A 17,378-nucleotide genomic window follows, 5' to 3' on the forward strand; every position below is an offset into this window, starting at 1 on the left:
GTCCGGTGCGCGGAGCGGATTCCCGCGCGGCCCCGCCGGTGACGTGCGGGGTGACGCCGGCGCGGTCCTTCCGGTCCGGAGGCGGACCGGAAGGACTCCCGGGTTGTGTCAGCGCCTGCGGAGGCGGCCGACGACGAGCAGGGCGACGAGCGTGACGGCGAGCAGGAGGGTGGTGTTTGCGGCGGCCTGGAACACCTGGCCCCGGTCTGTGAGGCCGAAGATGGTCACCGGCAGGGTCTTCCAAGTAGCCGGGTACACCATCACGGTGGCGCCGAGCTCTCCCATGGACAGCGCGATCGACAGGCCGGCGGCGGCGCCGATCGCGGGCAGCAGCAAGGGGAGCGTCACCCGCAGCAGTACCCGGGCGGGCCCGGCGCCGAGCGACTCGGCGGCCTGCCGGTAGGCGGGGTCGAGGCGGTCGAGCGCGGCGGAGACCGAGCTGAACGCGAACGCAAGCACCAGCACCGTGTGCGCGAGGATCACGATCCACTTGGTGCCGCCGAGCAACAGCGGCTTCGAGTTGAACGCGACCAGCAGCCCGAGCCCGATCGCCACCGAGGGCACCGCGATCGGCAGGTGGAACACCGCATCGGTGGCCTTGCGCAGCCACACCGGCGCCTCGCGTGCCGCGAGCGCGGCCCAGGTGCCGACGGCCAGCGCGATCGCGCCTGCGATGAACGCGGTCTGCAGGCTCACCGCCAGGCTCGCCAGGTTCTCGTCGGTCAGCGCGGCCGCGAAGTGCTTGCCACCCAGATCGGATGGCAGCGGTCCGGTCCACGACCCGGCCAGCGCCGCCGCGACGACCGTCGCGATCGGGGCCACGAACACCACCGCGACAACCAGCCCGAACACGGTCAGCGTCAACGCCCTAGCCCGCGTTGTCCACAGCAGCACGGCTGCCTCCCATCGGTCGGTTGAACAGGACCCGGTAGCCGACGTACAGCGCCACCGACAGCGCCACCTGGACGGTGGCGATCACCGCGGCGCCGGGCAGGTCGAAGGTGACGATGCCGCGGGTGTAGATCAGCACCGGTAGCGTCACGACGTCCTTGGCGCCGGTGAACAGCACGATGCCGAACTCGTTGAGCGTCAACAGCAGGACGAGCGAGCCGCCGGACATCAGGGCCGGCCACGCCTCCGGCATGACCACCGTGCGCAGCACCCGCCACGGGGACGCGCCGAGGCCGGCGGCCACGTCGAGCTGCTCACGCGGCATCTGGGTGAACGCGGCGAGCAGCGGGCGGACCACGAACGGCGTGAAGAAGGTGACCTCCGCGGCGATCACGCCGAGCGGGGTGGAGAGGAAGTTCAGCGGACCGTGCTCGGCGCCGGTGATCCGGGTGATCAGCGCGTTGACCGCGCCCGCGGTGCCGTACAGGAAGGTGAACGCCAGGGTGATCAGGAACGACGGCAGCGAGAGCACGGTGTCGATCAGGCGGCCCACCACCTTGGACCCGGGGAACGGCACGAACGCGAGGACCAGGGCCAGGAAGGTGCCGAGCAGCATCGCGCCGAGTGTGGACAGGGCCGCGATCTGCACGGTGCGCCACAGCGCGGTGCGGAACAGCTGCGACCCGAGGACCTCGCCCCAGGTGGACCAGCCGCGGCCGTCGTCGGTGACCGTCGACTCCGCCAGAACGCGGGCCATCGGGTACACGGCGAAACCGAGGACCAGCAGCAGCGGCGGCAGCGCCCACAGCGTCGGACCCCACCGGCGCGGCCGGGGGCGCGCCGGGGTGGGATCGAGGAAGGGCGGCCGCTCCAGCACGGGAGCGTTCACGGGACCGGCCTCGGGGCCGGGACGAGCACCGCGCTCCCGTCGGGGAACCTCACACCCACCGGGGTGCCGATCGGCCGGTCGTCGTGCCCGGTGACGTCGACGTGGAGGGGGTGCTCCGGCATCCCGGCGAGCGTCACGGTCAGGCGGGTGGTGGCGCCGCGCCATACGCTGCCGGTCACGGCGGCGCGCAGCGCGCCCCGGTCGGCGGGCCCGGTCAACTCGACGGCGTGCGGCCGGATGCACAGCAGCGCAGCCGAGTCGGCGGCCTCCCAGTCGGTGGCGCCGATCTCCGGTCGCGGAGCCTGCGCGGTGACGGGGAGCCCGGCCAGCGAGACCAGCGCGGACGTGCCGATCACCCGGCTCACCGTGCACGGCAGCAGGTTCGCCCCACCGAGGAACGCGGCGGTGAAGCTGCTCGGGGGCCGCTTCCACAGGTTCTCGGTGGTGTCCACGTCCACCAGGCGGGCGTCGCGCATCACGGCGATCCGGTCCGCCAGCGCGAGCGCCTCGGACTGGTCGTGGGTGACGTACAGCATCGCGGTGTCCGGCAGGGCGGCGCGCAGCTGCTGCAGTTCGGCGAGCATGGACTGGCGCAGCTGGGCGTCGAGCGCGGCGAGCGGCTCGTCGAGCAGCAGCACCTTCGGCCGGATCGCCAGTGCCCGCGCGATCGCCACCCGCTGCTGCTGTCCGCCCGACAGTTCGCGGGGAAACCGCTTGCCGTAGGCGGACATCCCGACCATCGCGAGCGCGTCGTCGACCCGGCCGCCGATCTCGGACCGCGGCACCCGCTGGGACCGGAGCCCGAACGCGACGTTCTCCGCGACCCGCATGTGCGGGAACAGGGCGTAGGACTGGACGACGACGCCGATGCCCCGTTTGGCCGGCGGCAGGTCGGTGATGTCGACGCCGCCGAGGCGGACGGTGCCCGACACCGGGCGGTTGAACCCGGCCAGTGCCTTGAGCGCGGTCGACTTGCCCGACCCGCTCGGCCCGAGCAGGGCCACGGTCTCGCCCGGTGCCACCCGCAGGTTGAAGTCGACCAACGCCCGGGTGGCGCCGCGGCCGCGCCCGTAGGCGACGTTGACGCGATCGAACTGGATCGCGGGAGAGGTGGTGCCGACCGTGCCGCCGTCGATCTCGGTGGCCGCCTGGCGCCACCGGGCGTTGATCCGCGTCATGTCAGTTCCCGGTGGCCTTCTGGTAGGCGGCGACGTCGGCGTCGAGGTCCCGCAGCACGTCGTTCCAGTTCGGGGTCCACACGTCGACGCCTGCGAGGACACCCGCCGGCGTGTTCTGGCCGGCCGACGCGGTGGTGGCGGCGAGGTCGCTGCGGACCGACACCCCCAGCGCCTTGGTGCCGACGGCCTGCTGCGCAGTCTCCGAGAGCAGGTACTCCATCAGCTTCTTCGCCTCGTCCTCCTGCGGCGCGCCCTTCGCCAGACCCATCACGTAGGGCAGGGCGACGGTGGTGCGGGTGCCGTCCGCGTTGGCGGGGAAGAACAACCCGAACTTCGAGCCGTCGTCCTTGATCGACGCCAGATTCATCTGCACGTCGCCGTTGGCCACGAGCAGTTCGCCGTTGCTGACCTTCGGCTGCAGCTTGCCGGTCGACGACGAGGGGCCGACGTTGTTGGTCTGCAGTTTGCCCAGGTAGTCCAGTGCGCCGTCCTTGCCCCTGAGGTGCTGGAGCAGCAGCAGTACCGCGGTGCCGTCGCCGGCCTGGCCGGGAGTCGAGTACTGCAGCTTGCCCTTGTACTGCTCGGTGAGCAGGTCGTCCCAGCTGGTGGGGGCCGGGTTCGCGGCGGGGTTGGCGATGAACGAGAGGTAGTTGTTCACCACGGGCACGTAGGTGCCGGCGGGATCCTGTTCGGCGGTGGGGACCATCGAGGTGTCGATGCCGCTGGGCTGCAGCAGGCCCTGCGCGGCGGCCTTCTGGATGAACGGCGGCAGCGTGACGACGACGTCGGCCTGCGGGTTGGACTGCTCCTTCTCCACACGGGAGACGACCTCGCCGGACCCGGCCTCGACGAGGTTGACGGCGATGCCGGTTTCCTCGGTGAACGCCTCGAACTGCGGGTTGTACCAGTTCGCGAGCCCGTCGGCGCTGTAGACGGTGACGACGCCGGAGCCGTCGGAGTTCGCGGCGGTGCCGGTGCCGCCGCAGGCGGTCAGGGTCAGGGTTGTTGCGGCCAGTGCGGCCGCGGCGACGGCGGGGCGGATCCGGAAGGGGCGCATCGATTTCCTCGCTCGGGGTGAAGGGAGTGTGGGTGAATGCTTCGTAGGGCGGGCGGCTAGCGGTCGGAAAGGATCAGATCCGCGAACTCGCGAACCGACGGCAGTACGGCGGTGGCACCGGCGGCACGCAGCTGCGCCTCGTCGTGGGCTCCGGTCAGGGTTCCGGCGACGACGGACGCGCCCGCCCGCAGGCCCGACGTGATGTCGTTGGCGGTGTCGCCGAGAACGGCGACCTCGCGCACGTCGTCGACCTGCAGCCGAAGCAGCGCGGTGAGGATCAGATCGGGGTAGGGGCGACCGCGCCCGGCGTCGGATGGCGCCAGGGTCAGGTCGGCGAGGGCCCGCCACCCGAGCGCTGCGAGCAGCTTGTCCTGGGTGCCGCGGCTGAATCCGGTGGTCAGCGCCACCTTGATGCCGTTCTCGCGCAGCGCGGTGATCGTCTCGGCGGCACCGGGAATCGGTTCGGCGCCGATCTCGTCGATCAGCCCGTCGTAAGTGGCCTCGAACGCCGCGTTGGCGGCCTGGGCGCGATCCTCGTCCCCTCCGGTCAGCGCGCGGAACACGACGATCTTGGACTGACCCATGGTGTCGATGACGTACTGCCGGGCGGCCTCGGCCTCGGGACCTTCGGCGGGCAGGCCCGCGGCGTCGGCGGCTGCCGCGAACGCCCTCAGCACGAGCCCGTCGTCGGCGACGGTGGTGCCGGCCATGTCGAGGACGGCGAGTCGGATCTGGTTGTCGGACATGGTGTCTCCTGTTCCTGCAGGCCGACCTGGTCGGCGGCGTCCTAGCAGCCGACCAGGTCAGCGGTGTCCTAGAGGCCGAGTTGTTCGGCGGTCTGCTCGGCGAGCGCCGGTCCGAGGGTCATGCCGCGACCGCCCGGTCCCGCGACGACCCACACGTTCTCGGCCGGTTGACCGCGGTGAACCAGCTCGCCCGGGTCGAGGTGCTGGCTGTAGACGCCTGCCCAGCGCTTGACGACGTGGGGGAGCTTGCGGCCCAGCAGTTCCTCCGCCACCGATGTGAGGTGTTCGTAGGGCGCCTCGTCGACGTCGAAGTCGAACGGCTCGTCGTACTCGTGGGTGTCGCCGATGGTCAGGCCCCCGTGCAGTCGCTGCACGCACAACAACTGCATCCGGTGCGCCGCCGCGGTCGGGGTCTGCGCCTGCGCCGACTTCAGGGCGTCGAGGGCGCTGCCCGCGAAGCCGGGGTAGTAGCGCAGGCTGTCGCCGTCGGCGATCGCGGTGGTCAGCGGTTCGCCGAGCGGGGCGGTCTGCATCATCTGCAGCCGGACCCGCCGCAGCGGCAGTTCGCCTGCCAGGTCGCGGGCCAGGCCGCCGAGGGTGGCGCCCGGGCACACGATCGCGAGGTCGGCGTCGAAGGTGCGGCCGTGGTCGTCGCGGATGTGGACGCCGGCGGCGTCGCTGGTGACCTCGCGGGCCTCGGTGGACGCGTGGAACGTGTAGCGCCCGCTCGCCTGAAGGTGCGCGCGGATCGCGGGCAGGGTGACCCGGGACTCGACGGCGCCGTCGCGGGTGCAGTGCAGGCCCGCGAGGTACTTGCCGCGCAGGGCCGGGTTGACGGCGCGGACCCGCTCCGGGTCGAGGAGCGCGAAGCCGCGAGCGGCGGCGGCGGGGCGGGCGAGCACCTCCTCGGCGACCGCCACCTCCTCCGGGGTGCGGAGCAGGGTCAGTGAGCCGGCCGGTCGGAAACCGATGGCGGGGACGCGGGCGGCCAGATCGGCCCACAGTTCACGCGAGCGCAGTGCGGCGTCCAGTTCGTGTTCGGCCCGCCCGGACACCCAGACCAGGCCGAAGTTGCGTACCGTGGCACCGCGCGCCTCGGGTTCGCGTTCGAGGTGGACCACCTCGTGTCCTCTGCGGATCGCCTCGTCGGCATGCGCCGTGCCGAGGATCCCGCCTCCCACAATTGCAATTCGCATGGGGCACAGCCTGACCATTGGTCTAGACCATCTGGGAGACGCCCGGGAAAGGGCAGATGAACAATTGGTATAGACCAAAAACTGTGTACGCTGACGGACGTGAACGACGACACGTCCGTGCTCGAAGAGACTGCTGCGCTGTCTGATTCGCGTCGCAACGGGCTCGATGGCAGGGCCGGGCGCGGCGTCCGCGCAGTCGCGTCCCGCGTGGGCGCCGCGGCGGTGGCATCGTGACGGCCGAGAGCCTGCCCAAGCACTACATCGTGCGGACGCACGTCGAGGACCTGCTCGCGGACCTCGTCGCGGGTGACCCGGTGCCTGCCGAGCGGGAACTCGCGGCCACCTGCGGAGTCTCCCGGGAGACCGTTCGTCAGGCGCTGCACGAGCTGCTGGTCGCCGGCCGGATCGAACGCCGGGGGAGGGGCACCGTCGTCGCGCGCCCGAAGCTGGTCCAGCCCCTCTCTCTCGGTTCCTACACCGAGGGCGCACTGAGCCAGGGGCGCGAACCGGGCCGAATCCTGGTGCGGTGGGAAGAGATCGACGCCCACGAGAGACTGGCCGAGATCCTCGAGATCGCCGTCGGCGATCGGGTGATCCACCTCGAACGCGTCCTGCTCGCCGACGGCGAGCGCATCGGACTCGAGAGCACCTACCTGCCGCTGTACCGCTTCCCGGATCTCGCGGACACGTTCGACCCCGAGAGCTCCCTGTATGCGGCGATCCGCGCGAAGGGAATCGGGTTCGCGACGGCCACCGAGCGGATCGAGACCGCTCTGCCCACCCCGCGCGAGGCAGGGCTCGTCGAGTCGAGCACGGCGATGCCGATGCTGAAACTGCACCGCGTGTCCCGCGACGCCGCGGGGGTCCCGATCGAGCGCGTGCGATCGCTGTACCGGGGGGACCGGATGGCATTCGTGACCGAACTCCGCTGACTTCCGGGTGCCGCCGACACCTCGATGCGACGAATTCCGCCCGAGCGGTACCGCATCGGGGGAGCGCGACGGACAATGGGCACACGCGTTCCTCATCGACGAAGGGGTGGCGAAGTGAATCGGTTCGAGCTCCCTCAGACGTTGCGTCGATCCGCGAAGGAGGTGCAGGAGGCCTTCGCGACGGCCCACGAGACGGCGGTCAGGCGGTACGGCGAGGGTGAAGAAGCCCAGCGTGCAGCCTATGGAGAGCTCAAACAGAGCTACGAACTCGAGACGGATCACTGGGTACCCAAGTCGGGATAGTGCCCGCGCCGCTCACTGGGCCAGTAGACCGGATCCCATCGCGGCGTAGATCAACATGAACGTCATCAAGGCCCAGCCGGCGCCCTGCCACGCCGGCCAGGTGCCGCCGTGCCGCCAGACCGTGTAGGTGTGCACGAACGCGCCGATCCCGCCGACCATCAGTATCGCCGCGGGTGCGATCGCGAGCAGATAGCGGTCGGCCGTCGCACACACCATCGTCGACGCAGTGGTGCAGTCGCTGCGGCCCAGATACGCCCAGAGTGCGGCGAGTCCCATCACCGCCAGGGCCGCGGCGAGCACGACGACCGCGTAGCGGGTTGCTCGCCGGATCTCCGGCGGATCGTTCCACCGCTTCTCGACGTCGTCCGACATCGTTCGCCTCCCGCTGCCGGGACCGGGTCCCGCAGTCCACGCTACGCGCGGCCTGGTGTGGCGGCGTCGCCTCGGCTCAGGCCTGTGATGTCCCGTTGCCGTGTGTGACGGGGCGAGGCCACTCGCGACCCGTGTGCTGCTCGATCTCGAGGTTGAAGCGTTCGAGGAGGTTCGCAAAGGTTGTTCGATCGTCGTCGTCCCAGCTCTCGAGCATGCTGGCGACCCCGCCGGCCTTCCCCGCCCGTTCCTCCTCGAGGCGGATTCGGCCTTCGTCGGTGATCAGGAACTTGCGAGCCATTCCCCCGTCGGGATCTGGGATGCGTTGAACCAGGCCGGAATTGAGCATCGCGGTCGTCTGCCGGCTCAAGGTGGAGGTGTCCAGGCCGAATGCCTCGCTCAGTTCGCCGACGGACATCGGCCCCTGCGCGCTGATCCGGCTGAGCAGAAGGTACGCGCTGTTGTCGAGGTGGCCGGTGCCGCGGCGAGGATGGGTGAGGTGTCGCGTGAGCAGCATGGTCTCGAACTCGATGCGGTCCGCGGCCGTGGTCATGTGCATCCTTTCCTCTTCCCCCGAGCGTAGATCCTCTTCCTCCGTGCGGAGATCCCTGAAGTCGCCTTCTGTGTGGGTGCGGCCGAACGGGCGAATTGTGCTTTACATCCGATTTGTACCATACATGCGGGTTGCATGTTGCATGTGACGTGCATCATGCAACACCATTGTATCGTGCAAATTATGTGTATTGTGCAAGTAATGTGCACTGGGCACAGTCCGTGCCGGCCGCAACGGCCCCGCACAAAATTCTCGATTGTGAAGTAGTGAGGAGTGTCCTTTGGGAGGGCAGAAATCCGCCGTGAACCCCAACGGTCTCGTTGGGGTTCTGGCATTCACCGGCATCGTCGCCGCGCTCATGCAGACGCTGGTCGTCCCGCTGATCGGCGACCTGCCGCACATCCTGAACACCACCGCGTCGAACGCGTCCTGGATCGTCACCGCGACGCTGGTCGCCGGCGCGGTGTGCGTCCCGATCACCGGCCGCCTCGGCGACATCTACGGCAAGCGTCGCATGCTGCTGATCTGCACGGTGCCGCTGATCCTGGGCTCGGTCGTGTGCGCACTCGCGACGTCCGTGATTCCGATGATCGCCGGACGTGCGCTGCAGGGCATGGGCATGGGCCTGATCCCGATCGGCATCAGCGCCATGCGTGACCTGATCCCGACGGAGAAGCTGAACTCCTCCATCGCGCTGATGAGCGCGTCCATGGGCATCGGCGGCGCACTCGGTCTGCCGCTTGCCGCGGCCGTCGCCCAGAATGCCAGCTGGCGAGCGCTGTTCTGGGGTGCCGCCGCGCTGAGCGTCGTCATCGCGGTGCTGATCTGGAAGATCGTGCCTGCCATCCCGGCCGATTCCGATGCCGGCAAGTTCGATCCGGTCGGCGCCCTCGGCCTCGGCATCGGGCTGGTGTGCCTGCTGCTCGGTGTGTCCAAGGGTGCCGACTGGGGCTGGGGTAGCGGCACCATCGTCGGCCTGTTCGTTGCCGCGGTGCTCGTCCTGCTGGCCTGGGGCTGGTGGGAGCTGCGCACCACCGATCCGCTGGTCGACCTCCGGACCACCGCGCGTCCGCAGGTGTTGCTGACCAACGTCGCCGGAATGGTCGTCGGCTTCGCGATGTACGCGCAGTCGCTGATCCTGCCGCAGCTGCTCCAGCTTCCCGAGTCGACCGGGTACGGCCTCGGGCAGTCGATGCTGGTCATGGGTCTGTGGATGATCCCCGGTGGCGTCGTGATGATGCTCGTGGCACCCATCGGAGCCAAGCTCTCCTCGGCTCGCGGGCCGAAGATCACCCTGATCGTCGGTGCCCTGATCATCGCGCTCGGCTACGCCTCGTCGATGCTGCTGATGGGCTCGGCCTGGGGTCTGATGATCGTCGCCTCCATCTGCGGTGCAGGCACCGGCTTCGCCTACGGCGCGATGCCCGCCCTGATCATGAGCGCGGTGCCGCACTCGGAGACCGCCTCGGCGAACGCCTTCAACACGCTCTCGCGGTCCCTGGGCACCTCGATTGCCGCCGCGGTCGTCGGGCTCGTCCTCGCCCAGATGAGCGTCCAGGTCGGCGACTACACACTGCCCACCGAGAACGGTTTCCGCACCGGCCTGCTGATCGGCTGTGGCGTCGCGCTCGTCGCCGCCGCCGTCGCCGCGTGCATCCCGTCCCGTCGCCCGGTGCAGGCTTCTGCACCGGAGGCGGAACTGGTCGGTGCGCGCAGCTGACCGACGTCGCGCACCCGTGCTGATCGGCGCCGTCGCGTCGGGGCCCGGCGGGCATCCCTCGTGGATGTCCGCCGGGCTCGTCCCTTCCCGCGTGGGCACGGCGCGTAGCCTTGACGCCATGTCTGTGCGCGCATCCCTGGTCCCCGGAACCGTCTCGCCGACGCTGTCGGTCCCCGCGAAGATCGAGCGACCCGAGTACGCCTGGAAGCCCACCGTCAACGAGGGCAACGAGCCGTGGGTGCAGACGCCCGAGACCATCGAGAAGATGCGGCTCGCAGGCCGAATCGCCGCGCAGGCCCTCCAGGAGGCGGGCAAGGCGGTCGCGCCGGGGGTGACCACCGACGAGCTCGACCGGATCGCCCACGAGTACATGATCGACCACGGCGCCTACCCGTCGACCCTGGGCTACAAGGACTTTCCCAAGTCCTGCTGCACCTCGCTGAACGAGGTGATCTGCCACGGCATCCCGGACTCGACGGTCATCCAGGACGGTGACATCGTCAACATCGACGTCACCGCCTACATCGACGGCGTGCACGGTGACACCAACGCGACCTTCCTTGCCGGTGACGTCTCCGAGGAGAACCGCCTGCTCGTCGAACGCACCCGCGAGGCGACGATGCGCGCCATCAAGGCGGTCAAGCCGGGCCGCGAGCTCAACGTCATCGGCCGGGTCATCGAGTCCTACGCCAACCGATTCGGCTACGGCGTCGTCCGCGACTTCACCGGGCACGGCATCGGCGAGACCTTCCACAACGGGCTGGTGATCCTGCACTACGACCAGCCGAACGTGGACACCGTCATCGAGCCGGGCATGGTGTTCACCATCGAGCCGATGATCAACCTCGGCACCGTCGACTACGAGATCTGGGACGACAACTGGACCGTCGTCACCAAGGACCGCAAGTGGACCGCGCAGTTCGAGCACACCATCGTCGTCACCGAAACGGGCAACGAGATCCTCACGCTCCCGTGAGTGGTGGCAATTCCCACGCTCGGGTGAGCGGTGCGCTGCTCGTCGCCGGTACCACCTCCGACGCCGGGAAGAGCGTCCTCGTGGCCGGGCTGTGCCGGCTGCTGGCCCGTCGCGGCGTCTCGGTGGCGCCGTTCAAGGCGCAGAACATGTCCAACAATTCCGTCGTCACCCTGGACGGTGGGGAGATCGGACGGGCGCAGGCGCTGCAGGCGCGGGCCTGCGGGCTCGCGCCGAGTGTCCGGTTCAACCCGGTGCTGCTCAAGCCGGGCAGCGACCGCACCTCGCAGCTCGTCGTGCGCGGGAAGGCCGTCACCTCGGTCGGCGCCCGCGACTACATGGCGCACCGGCAGTGGCTGCGCGGGGTGGTCGCCGACGAACTCGCCTCGCTGCGAGCCGAATTCGACGTGGTGATCTGCGAGGGTGCCGGGTCGCCCGCCGAGATCAACCTGCGCACCACCGACCTGGCGAACATGGGTCTGGCCCGCGCCGCGGACCTCCCGGTGCTCGTCGTCGGTGACATCGACCGCGGGGGAGTGCTGGCCCACCTGTTCGGCACCGTCGCCGTTCTCGACCCCGACGACCAGGCGCTGATCGCAGGCTTCGTCGTCAACAAGTTCCGCGGGGACGTCGCTCTGCTCGAACCGGGCCTGCGCCAACTGGAATCGCTGACCGGCCGTCCCACCCTCGGCGTGGTCCCGTTCGCCGAGGGACTGTGGATCGATGCCGAGGACTCGCTGTCCACGGTCGCCGACGCACCGGTCGGCCGGCCCGCGCCGCCGCGGGGCCGGGACTGGTTGCGGGTGGCCGCGATCCGGCTGCCGCGGGTGTCCAATGCGACCGACGTCGAGGCACTGGCCTGCGAGCCGGGCGTATCGGTGCACTGGGTGAGCGAACCGTCCCGGCTCGCCGACGTCGACCTGGTGGTGGTGCCGGGCAGCAAGTCCACGGTGTCGGATCTGGCGTGGCTGCGGTCGTCGGGGATCGCCGACGCCCTCGGCGACCGGGCCGCCGCGGGACTGCCGATTCTCGGAATCTGCGGCGGCTACCAGATGCTCGGCCGGAGGATCGTCGACACGGTCGAATCCGGCGCGGGAACCGTCGACGGGCTCGGCCTGCTCGACCTCGACATCGAGTTCGCCGCCGACAAGGTGCTGCGACAGGCGACCGGGACCGCGGAGGGGATCGTGGTGTCCGGTTACGAGATCCACCATGGTCGGGTGACCCGCACAGGCGACGCCCCGCTGCTCCGTCACGACGACGGGACCCCGGAGGGCAGCGTGCGCGGGTCGGTGTTCGGCACGCACTGGCACGGACTGCTCGAGTCGGACGAGTACCGGCGGGCCCTGCTCACCCGGATCGCCGCGGCGACCGGACGCGAGTTCGCCGTTGCCCCCGACACCTCGGTTGCCGCCGAGCGGGATTCCCAGCTCGACCTGCTCGCCGACCTGGTCGAGCGCAACGTCGACGTCGATGCGGTGCTCGCGCTGATCGAAAGCGGAGCGCCGCGGGACCTTCCGACGATCACGAGCGGACTCGGGTCGGCGGCCGACGCCTGAGCTCGGGTCACAACGTCGAGCGGCGCAGCGCCACCCATCCACTCGCGAGGGCGAGCAGTGCGAGGACCAGTGGCAGCACCACCATCGGAACCACTCGCGGCATGTCCACGAACCACGAGCCGATTGCGGGCCACCAGCGTGCCCAGGTGATCACGATCGCTGCCAGTCCGAGTGCGCCCACGGCCCCGACGATCGCCGCGAGCAGTCCGGTTGTGCGCCAACGCTGGTAGATCGCGCCGGCGAGTACCGCGATCCCCGCGGTCAGCAACATGATCGCGAACAGCGAAAGCAGCTGCACGAGCGGATTGTCCGTGAAGTAGCGTGCGATCCCGAACATCCGCATGTACACGCCCCACCCGTTGGTGGCGCTCTCGATTGCGGACAGCACCTGTACCGCGACCGCGAACACAGCCGACTGTCCGAGTGCCAACAGGACCGTCGCGCCGTAGAACTCGCGGCGGGTGACGCTCAGTCCCAGAGCGAACGGGAAGGTCTGGGTCAGGGCCTGGATGTAGAACGCGATCATGAACCCGAGCAGGGCCGTGACGCTGCCGGTGAAACCCTCACCTTCCTCGTTCCCGACCAGGAAGTAGATCGTCCAGCTGATCGCGAAGGACACCGCGAGGATCCCGACGGGCCATGCGATCAGCAGCGGCCAGGCGACGGTGTGCAGGCGGAGCACCGATCCGATCCGGGAAGGTCGGGTGGCGTGTGTGTCCGCCGTGGCGGTCAGGGTGGCTGCGGTCATGACGTCGACTCCTGCGTGGTGGTTCGGATGACGAGTTCCTGGAGTGATGCCGGTTCGAGCGTTGCGCCGGCGGCGATCAGTCGGGCCCGGTCGGCCTCGTCCGCGGTGACCTGGACCGTGGCTCGCGTGTGGGAACCGAGCGATTCCTGGTGCAGGACGGTGCCTTTCGCGGTGAATGCGTCGACCGCCTCGGTGGGGCCGGACACGATCACCGCCCGGCGGCGCAGCGTCTCGGCATCGTCGTCGAGTACGATCCGACCCCGGTCCACGAGGATGACGTGCTCGAGCAGGTTCGCCACCTCGTCGATGAGATGGGTGGACAGCACGATCGTGCGGGGGTGCTCGGCGTAGTCCGCGAGCAGGCGGTCGTAGAACAGATGCCGGGCGACGGCGTCGAGGCCGAGGTACGGCTCGTCGAACAGCGTGAGCGGTGCTCGTGACGCGAGGCCGATGATCACCCCGAGGGCGGATTTCATGCCACGGGAGAGCTTCTTGACCTTGCGGCACAGCGGAAGTTGGAAGTCGTCGAGCAGCAGCTCGGCGAAGCCGCGGTCCCACCGCTCCATCAGGTGTCCGGCGGCGGAGAGGACGTGCCCGACCCGGAGGTCGTCAGGGTAGGTCTGGCTCTCCTTGATGAAGCTGATGCTGCGCAGCACGCCCGCGTTCTCGAACGGGTTGGCGCCGAAGACCGAGACCTCGCCGGAGGTCTGGAGGCTCTGTCCGGTCAGGATCGACATGATCGTCGTCTTGCCTGCTCCGTTGCGTCCGAGCAGGCCGTAGATCTTGTCACGCTCGATGTCGAACGAGATGTCCGTGAGTGCGGCGACGTCCCCGTAGCGCTTGTCGACCTCTCGCATCGAGGCGACGACGTCGCGCCCGGTCGACTTCCGGTCGGCGATCTGGGTGACGGTCAGGCTCCGGGTCATCGGGCCACCTCCCTCGTGTCGAGCATGGACTTGAGTTCGTCGAGCGGAATGCCCAGCCGATCGGCCTCGGCGACGAGGGGCTCGATGTACTGGCGCGCGAACGCTTCTCGCCGCCGGAAGCGGAGCGCTTCGCGCGCCCCTGGACTGACGAACATTCCAATTCCCCGTTTCTTGTAGAGGATCCCCTCGGCGACGAGCTGGTTGAGGCCCTTCGCGGCGGTTGCCGGATTGATCCGGTGGAACGCCGCGAGTTCGTTGGTCGAGGGGACCTGGGTCTCCTCGGGCAGCGAGCCGTCGATGATCTCGCCCTCGATCTGCTCGGCGATCTGTTGGAACAGTGGCCGGCCGTCGTCGATCACGGGACCGACCTCCCGCCCAGGCTCACTGGTTCATTACTCATGTAATGAACCATAGAAGCGGTTCGCGTGGAGGGCAACCCCTGGCTCCCTTGCCTGGGCACGGGTCGGGGAGCAGGCTGAGAGTGTTCGCCGCGACGGCACTTCCGTCGACGGGCCTCGGATGCCGGTCGTGATCGAATCGGTGGAGGCTGTGATGGCTGCAACGGAAGAAGTGAACCCACGGGCCTACAACAGTGTGTGGCAGTTCCGCGCGGACGCGTGGTGCCGGCTGGAGGCGGCCAGCGCGCACCTGGCGGGTCTGGCCGCACGCGGCGCGCCGCTCGACGAGCTGATCGAGCGCGTCGAGGGGCTGCTCGGCCAGATGCGGCCGTTCGAGCGGTACTGGGCCTATCCGGGATCGCAGAGTTTCGCCCGCATCCAGCGACAGTTCGCGGGCGGAGGATACGACAAGCTCGCCCGGACCGTTGCGCGGATCAACCGGGCGCTGGTCACCGGCTCGTACCGGAGCGGCGTACCGGCGTCCCTTGCCGACGGTGAGCACGAGGCACTCGACGCCGACTCCGCGCGCAGCGAGGAGCCGGGTGTGGACCGACCGGAGCGTCACTACTTCGAGGTGCTCGTGGTCGAAAGGATGACGGAGGCACAGGAACTCGCCCTGCGCCGGGAGCTGCGGGCCTGGCGGCGACCGGACGACGAGTTCATCTACGAACTGGTCATCGTCGGCAGTGGCGACGACGCCGTCATCGCGGCGCGGCTGAACGTGAATCTGCAGGCGTGCGTGATCCGGCGTCGATTCGGCCACCGGTCGCAGCAGGATCTGACCGCCCTGTCGGACTTCATCTACTCCGGTGTGGCGGAGAAGCTGGCCGGGCAGCCGCCGGACGAACGGACCCGGATCCTGGCCGGGGAGCTCGCCGACACCCGTCCGGAGCTCGACCTGTACCTGATGACCGAGATCGCGGTCGAGGACACCGCGGGCCGGCTCGGCCGGTACTTCCGGCGGGTGTTCCATGCGGGGGAGGGCTCGCTCGACCTGCATCTGAGTCTGCTCGAGGGCGTCGCGGCCCGGTATCGGACCCCGTTCTTCAGTGCACTGCGCGAATACAGTCACCGCCCGACCGGGGTCTTCCACGCGCTGCCGATCTCGCAGGGCAAGTCGATCGTCAACTCGCACTGGATCTCCGACATGGTGGACTTCTACGGGTTGGATGTGTTCCTGGCCGAGACCTCGGCCACGTGCGGCGGACTGGACTCGTTGCTCGAGCCGATCGGGCCGCTGCGTGATTCGCAGCGGCTGGCGGCGAAGACGTTCGGGTCGCGCCAGACGTACTTCGTCACCAACGGCACGTCGACGGCCAACAAGATCGTCGTCCAGGCCCTCATCGCGCCGGGCGACATCGTGTTGGTCGACCGCAACTGCCACCAGTCCCATCACTACGGTCTGATGCTCGCCGGCGCGCAGGTGACGTATCTGGACGCATACCCGCTGAGTCAGTACTCGATGTACGGCGCGGTGCCGCTGAGGGAGATCAAGTCCAGGCTGCTGGCGCTCCGCGCGGCCGGGAAACTGGACCGGGTCAAGCTGTTGATGCTGACCAACTGCACCTTCGACGGGATCATCTACGACGTCGAGCGGGTGATGGAGGAATGCCTGGCGATCAAGCCGGACCTGGTGTTCCTGTGGGACGAGGCGTGGTTCGCCTTCGCCCGGTTCCATCCGGTCTACCGCACCCGCACCGCGATGCATGCGGCGCAGGCGGTGCGCGAACGGTTGCGCGACCCCGCATCCAGGGCGGCCTACGACGCGCACGCCGAGCAGGTGCGGGGCGCCTCCGACGAGGAGCTGCTCGAACGGCGCCTGATGCCCGACCCGGCACGCGCCAGGGTGCGGGTCTACGCCACCCAGTCGACGCACAAGACGCTGACCTCGCTGCGGCAGGGCTCGATGATCCACGTGTTCGACCAGGAATTCGACCAGAAGGTGGAGGAGACCTTCCACGAGGCGTACATGGCCCACACCTCCACCTCGCCCAACTACCAGATCCTCGCTTCCCTCGACATCGGCCGGAGGCAGGCCGACCTGGAGGGTGCGGAGCTGGTTCAGAAGCAGGTCGAGAACGCGATGCAGTTGCGTGACGCGGTCGACCACCATCCGCTGCTGAGCAGGTACATGCACTGCCTGTCGACGGGCGAGATGATTCCCGAGGAGTTCCGGCCCTCGGGGCTCTCCCAGCCGTTGCGGGGAGGCCTGCGCGAGATGGTGACCGCCTGGCGCACCGACGAGTTCGTGCTCGACCCCTCGCGGGTCACCCTCTACATCGGGCCGACGGGTGTCGACGGGGACACCTTCAAGCGGGCCGAGCTGATGGACCGCTACGGCGTGCAGATCAACAAGACCTCCCGCAACACGGTCCTGTTCATGACCAACATCGGCACCACCCGCAGTTCGGTCGCCTACCTAGTCGAGGTGCTGGTCAAGTTCGCGCACGAACTCGACGACCGCCTCGCCGACATGAGCATCACCGAGCGCGGGTACCACGAGGCGGCCGTGGCCAGGCTGACCAACCCGTCGGCGCCGCTGCCGGACTTCAGCGGGTTCCATCCGAGCTTCCTGGAGAAGAACGGTGGCGCAACGACTCCCGACGGTGACGTGCGGCGGGCCTTCTTCCTCGCCTACGACGACGCGCTCTGCGAGTACCTCACCGACGACGAGGTGGAGGATGCGATCGAGGCCGGCAGGTCGGTGGTCTCGGCGACCTTCGTCACCCCGTATCCGCCGGGCTTCCCCGTGCTGGTCCCCGGGCAGGTGTTCAGCAGACAGATCCTCTCGTTCATCCGCAGCCTCGACACCCCGGAGGTCCACGGCTATCGCCCGCACCGTGGCTACCGGGTCTACACCGTCAAGGCCCTCGAAATGGCGGATCCCTCGGTCGGAGTGTGATCGTGCGGGCGGTGCGGTCGCCGCCGTGTAGCGTCCGG

Annotated in this window: 18 protein-coding genes; 7 read left to right on the top strand and 11 right to left on the bottom strand. The window is 69.3% G+C overall.

All coding sequences use genetic code 11. The features are described from left to right. Positions 1 to 108: 108 nt before the first annotated feature. The 6 genes from ACWEPG_RS28010 to ACWEPG_RS28035 form a co-directional block, all read right to left on the bottom strand. Complete coding sequence (locus ACWEPG_RS28010; protein WP_450117054.1) at positions 109 to 894, bottom strand: ABC transporter permease; 786 nt, start codon at positions 892 to 894, stop codon at positions 109 to 111. Further along, positions 869 to 1,780 carry a 2-aminoethylphosphonate ABC transporter permease subunit gene (locus ACWEPG_RS28015; RefSeq protein WP_450117055.1) on the bottom strand — a complete coding sequence of 304 codons (912 nt, stop codon included), beginning with the start codon at positions 1,778 to 1,780 and terminating at the stop codon, positions 869 to 871. Before ACWEPG_RS28015 ends, ACWEPG_RS28010 begins: the two co-directional genes overlap by 26 nt. Next, a complete protein-coding gene (locus ACWEPG_RS28020; protein WP_450117056.1) occupies positions 1,777 to 2,958 on the bottom strand; it encodes an ABC transporter ATP-binding protein in 1,182 nt (393 codons plus the stop codon). The genes ACWEPG_RS28015 and ACWEPG_RS28020 overlap by 4 nt, the downstream gene beginning before the upstream one ends. Position 2,959: 1 nt before the next feature. Then, a complete protein-coding gene (locus ACWEPG_RS28025) occupies positions 2,960 to 4,015 on the bottom strand; it encodes a 2-aminoethylphosphonate ABC transporter substrate-binding protein (protein ID WP_452595823.1) in 1,056 nt (351 codons plus the stop codon). Positions 4,016 to 4,071: 56 nt separating this feature from the next. Further along, positions 4,072 to 4,761: a phosphonatase-like hydrolase gene (locus ACWEPG_RS28030; RefSeq protein ID WP_450117058.1), complete on the bottom strand. Its 690-nt coding sequence runs from the start codon at positions 4,759 to 4,761 to the stop codon at positions 4,072 to 4,074. Positions 4,762 to 4,829: 68 nt separating this feature from the next. Further along, positions 4,830 to 5,957, bottom strand: a complete 1,128-nt coding sequence (locus ACWEPG_RS28035) for a TIGR03364 family FAD-dependent oxidoreductase (RefSeq protein ID WP_450117059.1) — start codon at positions 5,955 to 5,957, stop codon at positions 4,830 to 4,832. A 99-nt stretch (positions 5,958 to 6,056) separates the two neighbouring features. On the opposite strand from ACWEPG_RS28035, the gene ACWEPG_RS28040 reads away from it, so the two are divergent. The 3 genes from ACWEPG_RS28040 (at position 6,057) to ACWEPG_RS28050 (ending at position 7,192) form a co-directional block, all read left to right on the top strand. Further along, entirely contained in the window at positions 6,057 to 6,191 is a 135-nt protein-coding gene (locus tag ACWEPG_RS28040) for a hypothetical protein (protein WP_450117060.1), read from the top strand. Continuing rightward, positions 6,185 to 6,889 carry a GntR family transcriptional regulator gene (locus tag ACWEPG_RS28045; protein WP_450117070.1) on the top strand — a complete coding sequence of 235 codons (705 nt, stop codon included), beginning with the start codon at positions 6,185 to 6,187 and terminating at the stop codon, positions 6,887 to 6,889. The genes ACWEPG_RS28040 and ACWEPG_RS28045 overlap by 7 nt, the downstream gene beginning before the upstream one ends. 75 nt (positions 6,890 to 6,964) lie before the next feature. Next, positions 6,965 to 7,192 (top strand): ChaB family protein, encoded by a 228-nt coding sequence (locus tag ACWEPG_RS28050; RefSeq protein ID WP_450117061.1) that lies wholly within the window; start codon positions 6,965 to 6,967, stop codon positions 7,190 to 7,192. Between the two features lie 12 nt (positions 7,193 to 7,204). Here ACWEPG_RS28050 and ACWEPG_RS28055 read toward each other — a convergent pair whose 3' ends face one another. Both ACWEPG_RS28055 and ACWEPG_RS28060 read right to left on the bottom strand, forming a co-directional pair. Beyond that, positions 7,205 to 7,564 (bottom strand): hypothetical protein, encoded by a 360-nt coding sequence (locus tag ACWEPG_RS28055; protein ID WP_450117062.1) that lies wholly within the window; start codon positions 7,562 to 7,564, stop codon positions 7,205 to 7,207. Between the two features lie 76 nt (positions 7,565 to 7,640). Then, complete coding sequence (locus ACWEPG_RS28060) at positions 7,641 to 8,114, bottom strand: MarR family winged helix-turn-helix transcriptional regulator (RefSeq protein ID WP_450117063.1); 474 nt, start codon at positions 8,112 to 8,114, stop codon at positions 7,641 to 7,643. 280 nt (positions 8,115 to 8,394) lie between these two features. On the opposite strand from ACWEPG_RS28060, the gene ACWEPG_RS28065 reads away from it, so the two are divergent. The 3 genes from ACWEPG_RS28065 to ACWEPG_RS28075 all read left to right on the top strand — a co-directional run bounded on the left by ACWEPG_RS28065 (position 8,395) and on the right by ACWEPG_RS28075 (position 12,366). After that, positions 8,395 to 9,834, top strand: a complete 1,440-nt coding sequence (locus tag ACWEPG_RS28065) for an MFS transporter (RefSeq protein WP_450117064.1) — start codon at positions 8,395 to 8,397, stop codon at positions 9,832 to 9,834. 118 nt (positions 9,835 to 9,952) lie between these two features. Continuing rightward, a complete protein-coding gene (map, locus tag ACWEPG_RS28070; protein ID WP_450117065.1) occupies positions 9,953 to 10,810 on the top strand; it encodes a type I methionyl aminopeptidase in 858 nt (285 codons plus the stop codon). Positions 10,811 to 10,833: 23 nt separating this feature from the next. Next, complete coding sequence (locus tag ACWEPG_RS28075; RefSeq protein ID WP_450117066.1) at positions 10,834 to 12,366, top strand: cobyric acid synthase; 1,533 nt, start codon at positions 10,834 to 10,836, stop codon at positions 12,364 to 12,366. A gap of 7 nt (positions 12,367 to 12,373) precedes the next feature. Here ACWEPG_RS28075 and ACWEPG_RS28080 read toward each other — a convergent pair whose 3' ends face one another. The 3 genes from ACWEPG_RS28080 to ACWEPG_RS28090 are packed head-to-tail and all read right to left on the bottom strand — an operon-like array spanning position 12,374 to position 14,399. After that, positions 12,374 to 13,114 (bottom strand): ABC transporter permease, encoded by a 741-nt coding sequence (locus ACWEPG_RS28080; protein WP_452595824.1) that lies wholly within the window; start codon positions 13,112 to 13,114, stop codon positions 12,374 to 12,376. Beyond that, on the bottom strand, positions 13,111 to 14,040 hold the full coding sequence (locus tag ACWEPG_RS28085) for an ABC transporter ATP-binding protein (protein ID WP_452595825.1): 930 nt from the start codon (positions 14,038 to 14,040) through the stop codon (positions 13,111 to 13,113). The genes ACWEPG_RS28080 and ACWEPG_RS28085 overlap by 4 nt, the downstream gene beginning before the upstream one ends. Further along, positions 14,037 to 14,399: a GntR family transcriptional regulator gene (locus tag ACWEPG_RS28090; protein WP_450117069.1), complete on the bottom strand. Its 363-nt coding sequence runs from the start codon at positions 14,397 to 14,399 to the stop codon at positions 14,037 to 14,039. Before ACWEPG_RS28090 ends, ACWEPG_RS28085 begins: the two co-directional genes overlap by 4 nt. A gap of 193 nt (positions 14,400 to 14,592) precedes the next feature. Between ACWEPG_RS28090 and ACWEPG_RS28095 the strand changes: the two genes are divergently transcribed. Further along, a complete protein-coding gene (locus ACWEPG_RS28095; protein ID WP_452595826.1) occupies positions 14,593 to 17,340 on the top strand; it encodes an aminotransferase class I/II-fold pyridoxal phosphate-dependent enzyme in 2,748 nt (915 codons plus the stop codon). Positions 17,341 to 17,378: the final 38 nt, after the last annotated feature.

The organism is Rhodococcus sp. NPDC004095 (assembly GCF_053604015.1).

Excerpts from the sequence above, each read along its gene's own strand:
- ACWEPG_RS28060 (WP_450117063.1), bottom strand. The coding sequence starts at position 8,114 with ATGACCACGGCCGCGGACCGCATCGAGTTCGAGACCATGCTGCTCACG.
- ACWEPG_RS28085 (WP_452595825.1), bottom strand. The coding sequence starts at position 14,040 with ATGACCCGGAGCCTGACCGTCACCCAGATCGCCGACCGGAAGTCGACC.
- ACWEPG_RS28035 (WP_450117059.1), bottom strand. The coding sequence starts at position 5,957 with ATGCGAATTGCAATTGTGGGAGGCGGGATCCTCGGCACGGCGCATGCC.
- ACWEPG_RS28095 (WP_452595826.1), top strand. The coding sequence starts at position 14,593 with ATGGCTGCAACGGAAGAAGTGAACCCACGGGCCTACAACAGTGTGTGG.
- ACWEPG_RS28050 (WP_450117061.1), top strand. The coding sequence starts at position 6,965 with ATGGGCACACGCGTTCCTCATCGACGAAGGGGTGGCGAAGTGAATCGG.
- ACWEPG_RS28055 (WP_450117062.1), bottom strand. The coding sequence starts at position 7,564 with ATGTCGGACGACGTCGAGAAGCGGTGGAACGATCCGCCGGAGATCCGG.
- map (WP_450117065.1), top strand. The coding sequence starts at position 9,953 with ATGTCTGTGCGCGCATCCCTGGTCCCCGGAACCGTCTCGCCGACGCTG.
- ACWEPG_RS28020 (WP_450117056.1), bottom strand. The coding sequence starts at position 2,958 with ATGACGCGGATCAACGCCCGGTGGCGCCAGGCGGCCACCGAGATCGAC.
- ACWEPG_RS28030 (WP_450117058.1), bottom strand. The coding sequence starts at position 4,761 with ATGTCCGACAACCAGATCCGACTCGCCGTCCTCGACATGGCCGGCACC.
- ACWEPG_RS28025 (WP_452595823.1), bottom strand. The coding sequence starts at position 4,015 with ATGCGCCCCTTCCGGATCCGCCCCGCCGTCGCCGCGGCCGCACTGGCC.
- ACWEPG_RS28080 (WP_452595824.1), bottom strand. The coding sequence starts at position 13,114 with ATGACCGCAGCCACCCTGACCGCCACGGCGGACACACACGCCACCCGA.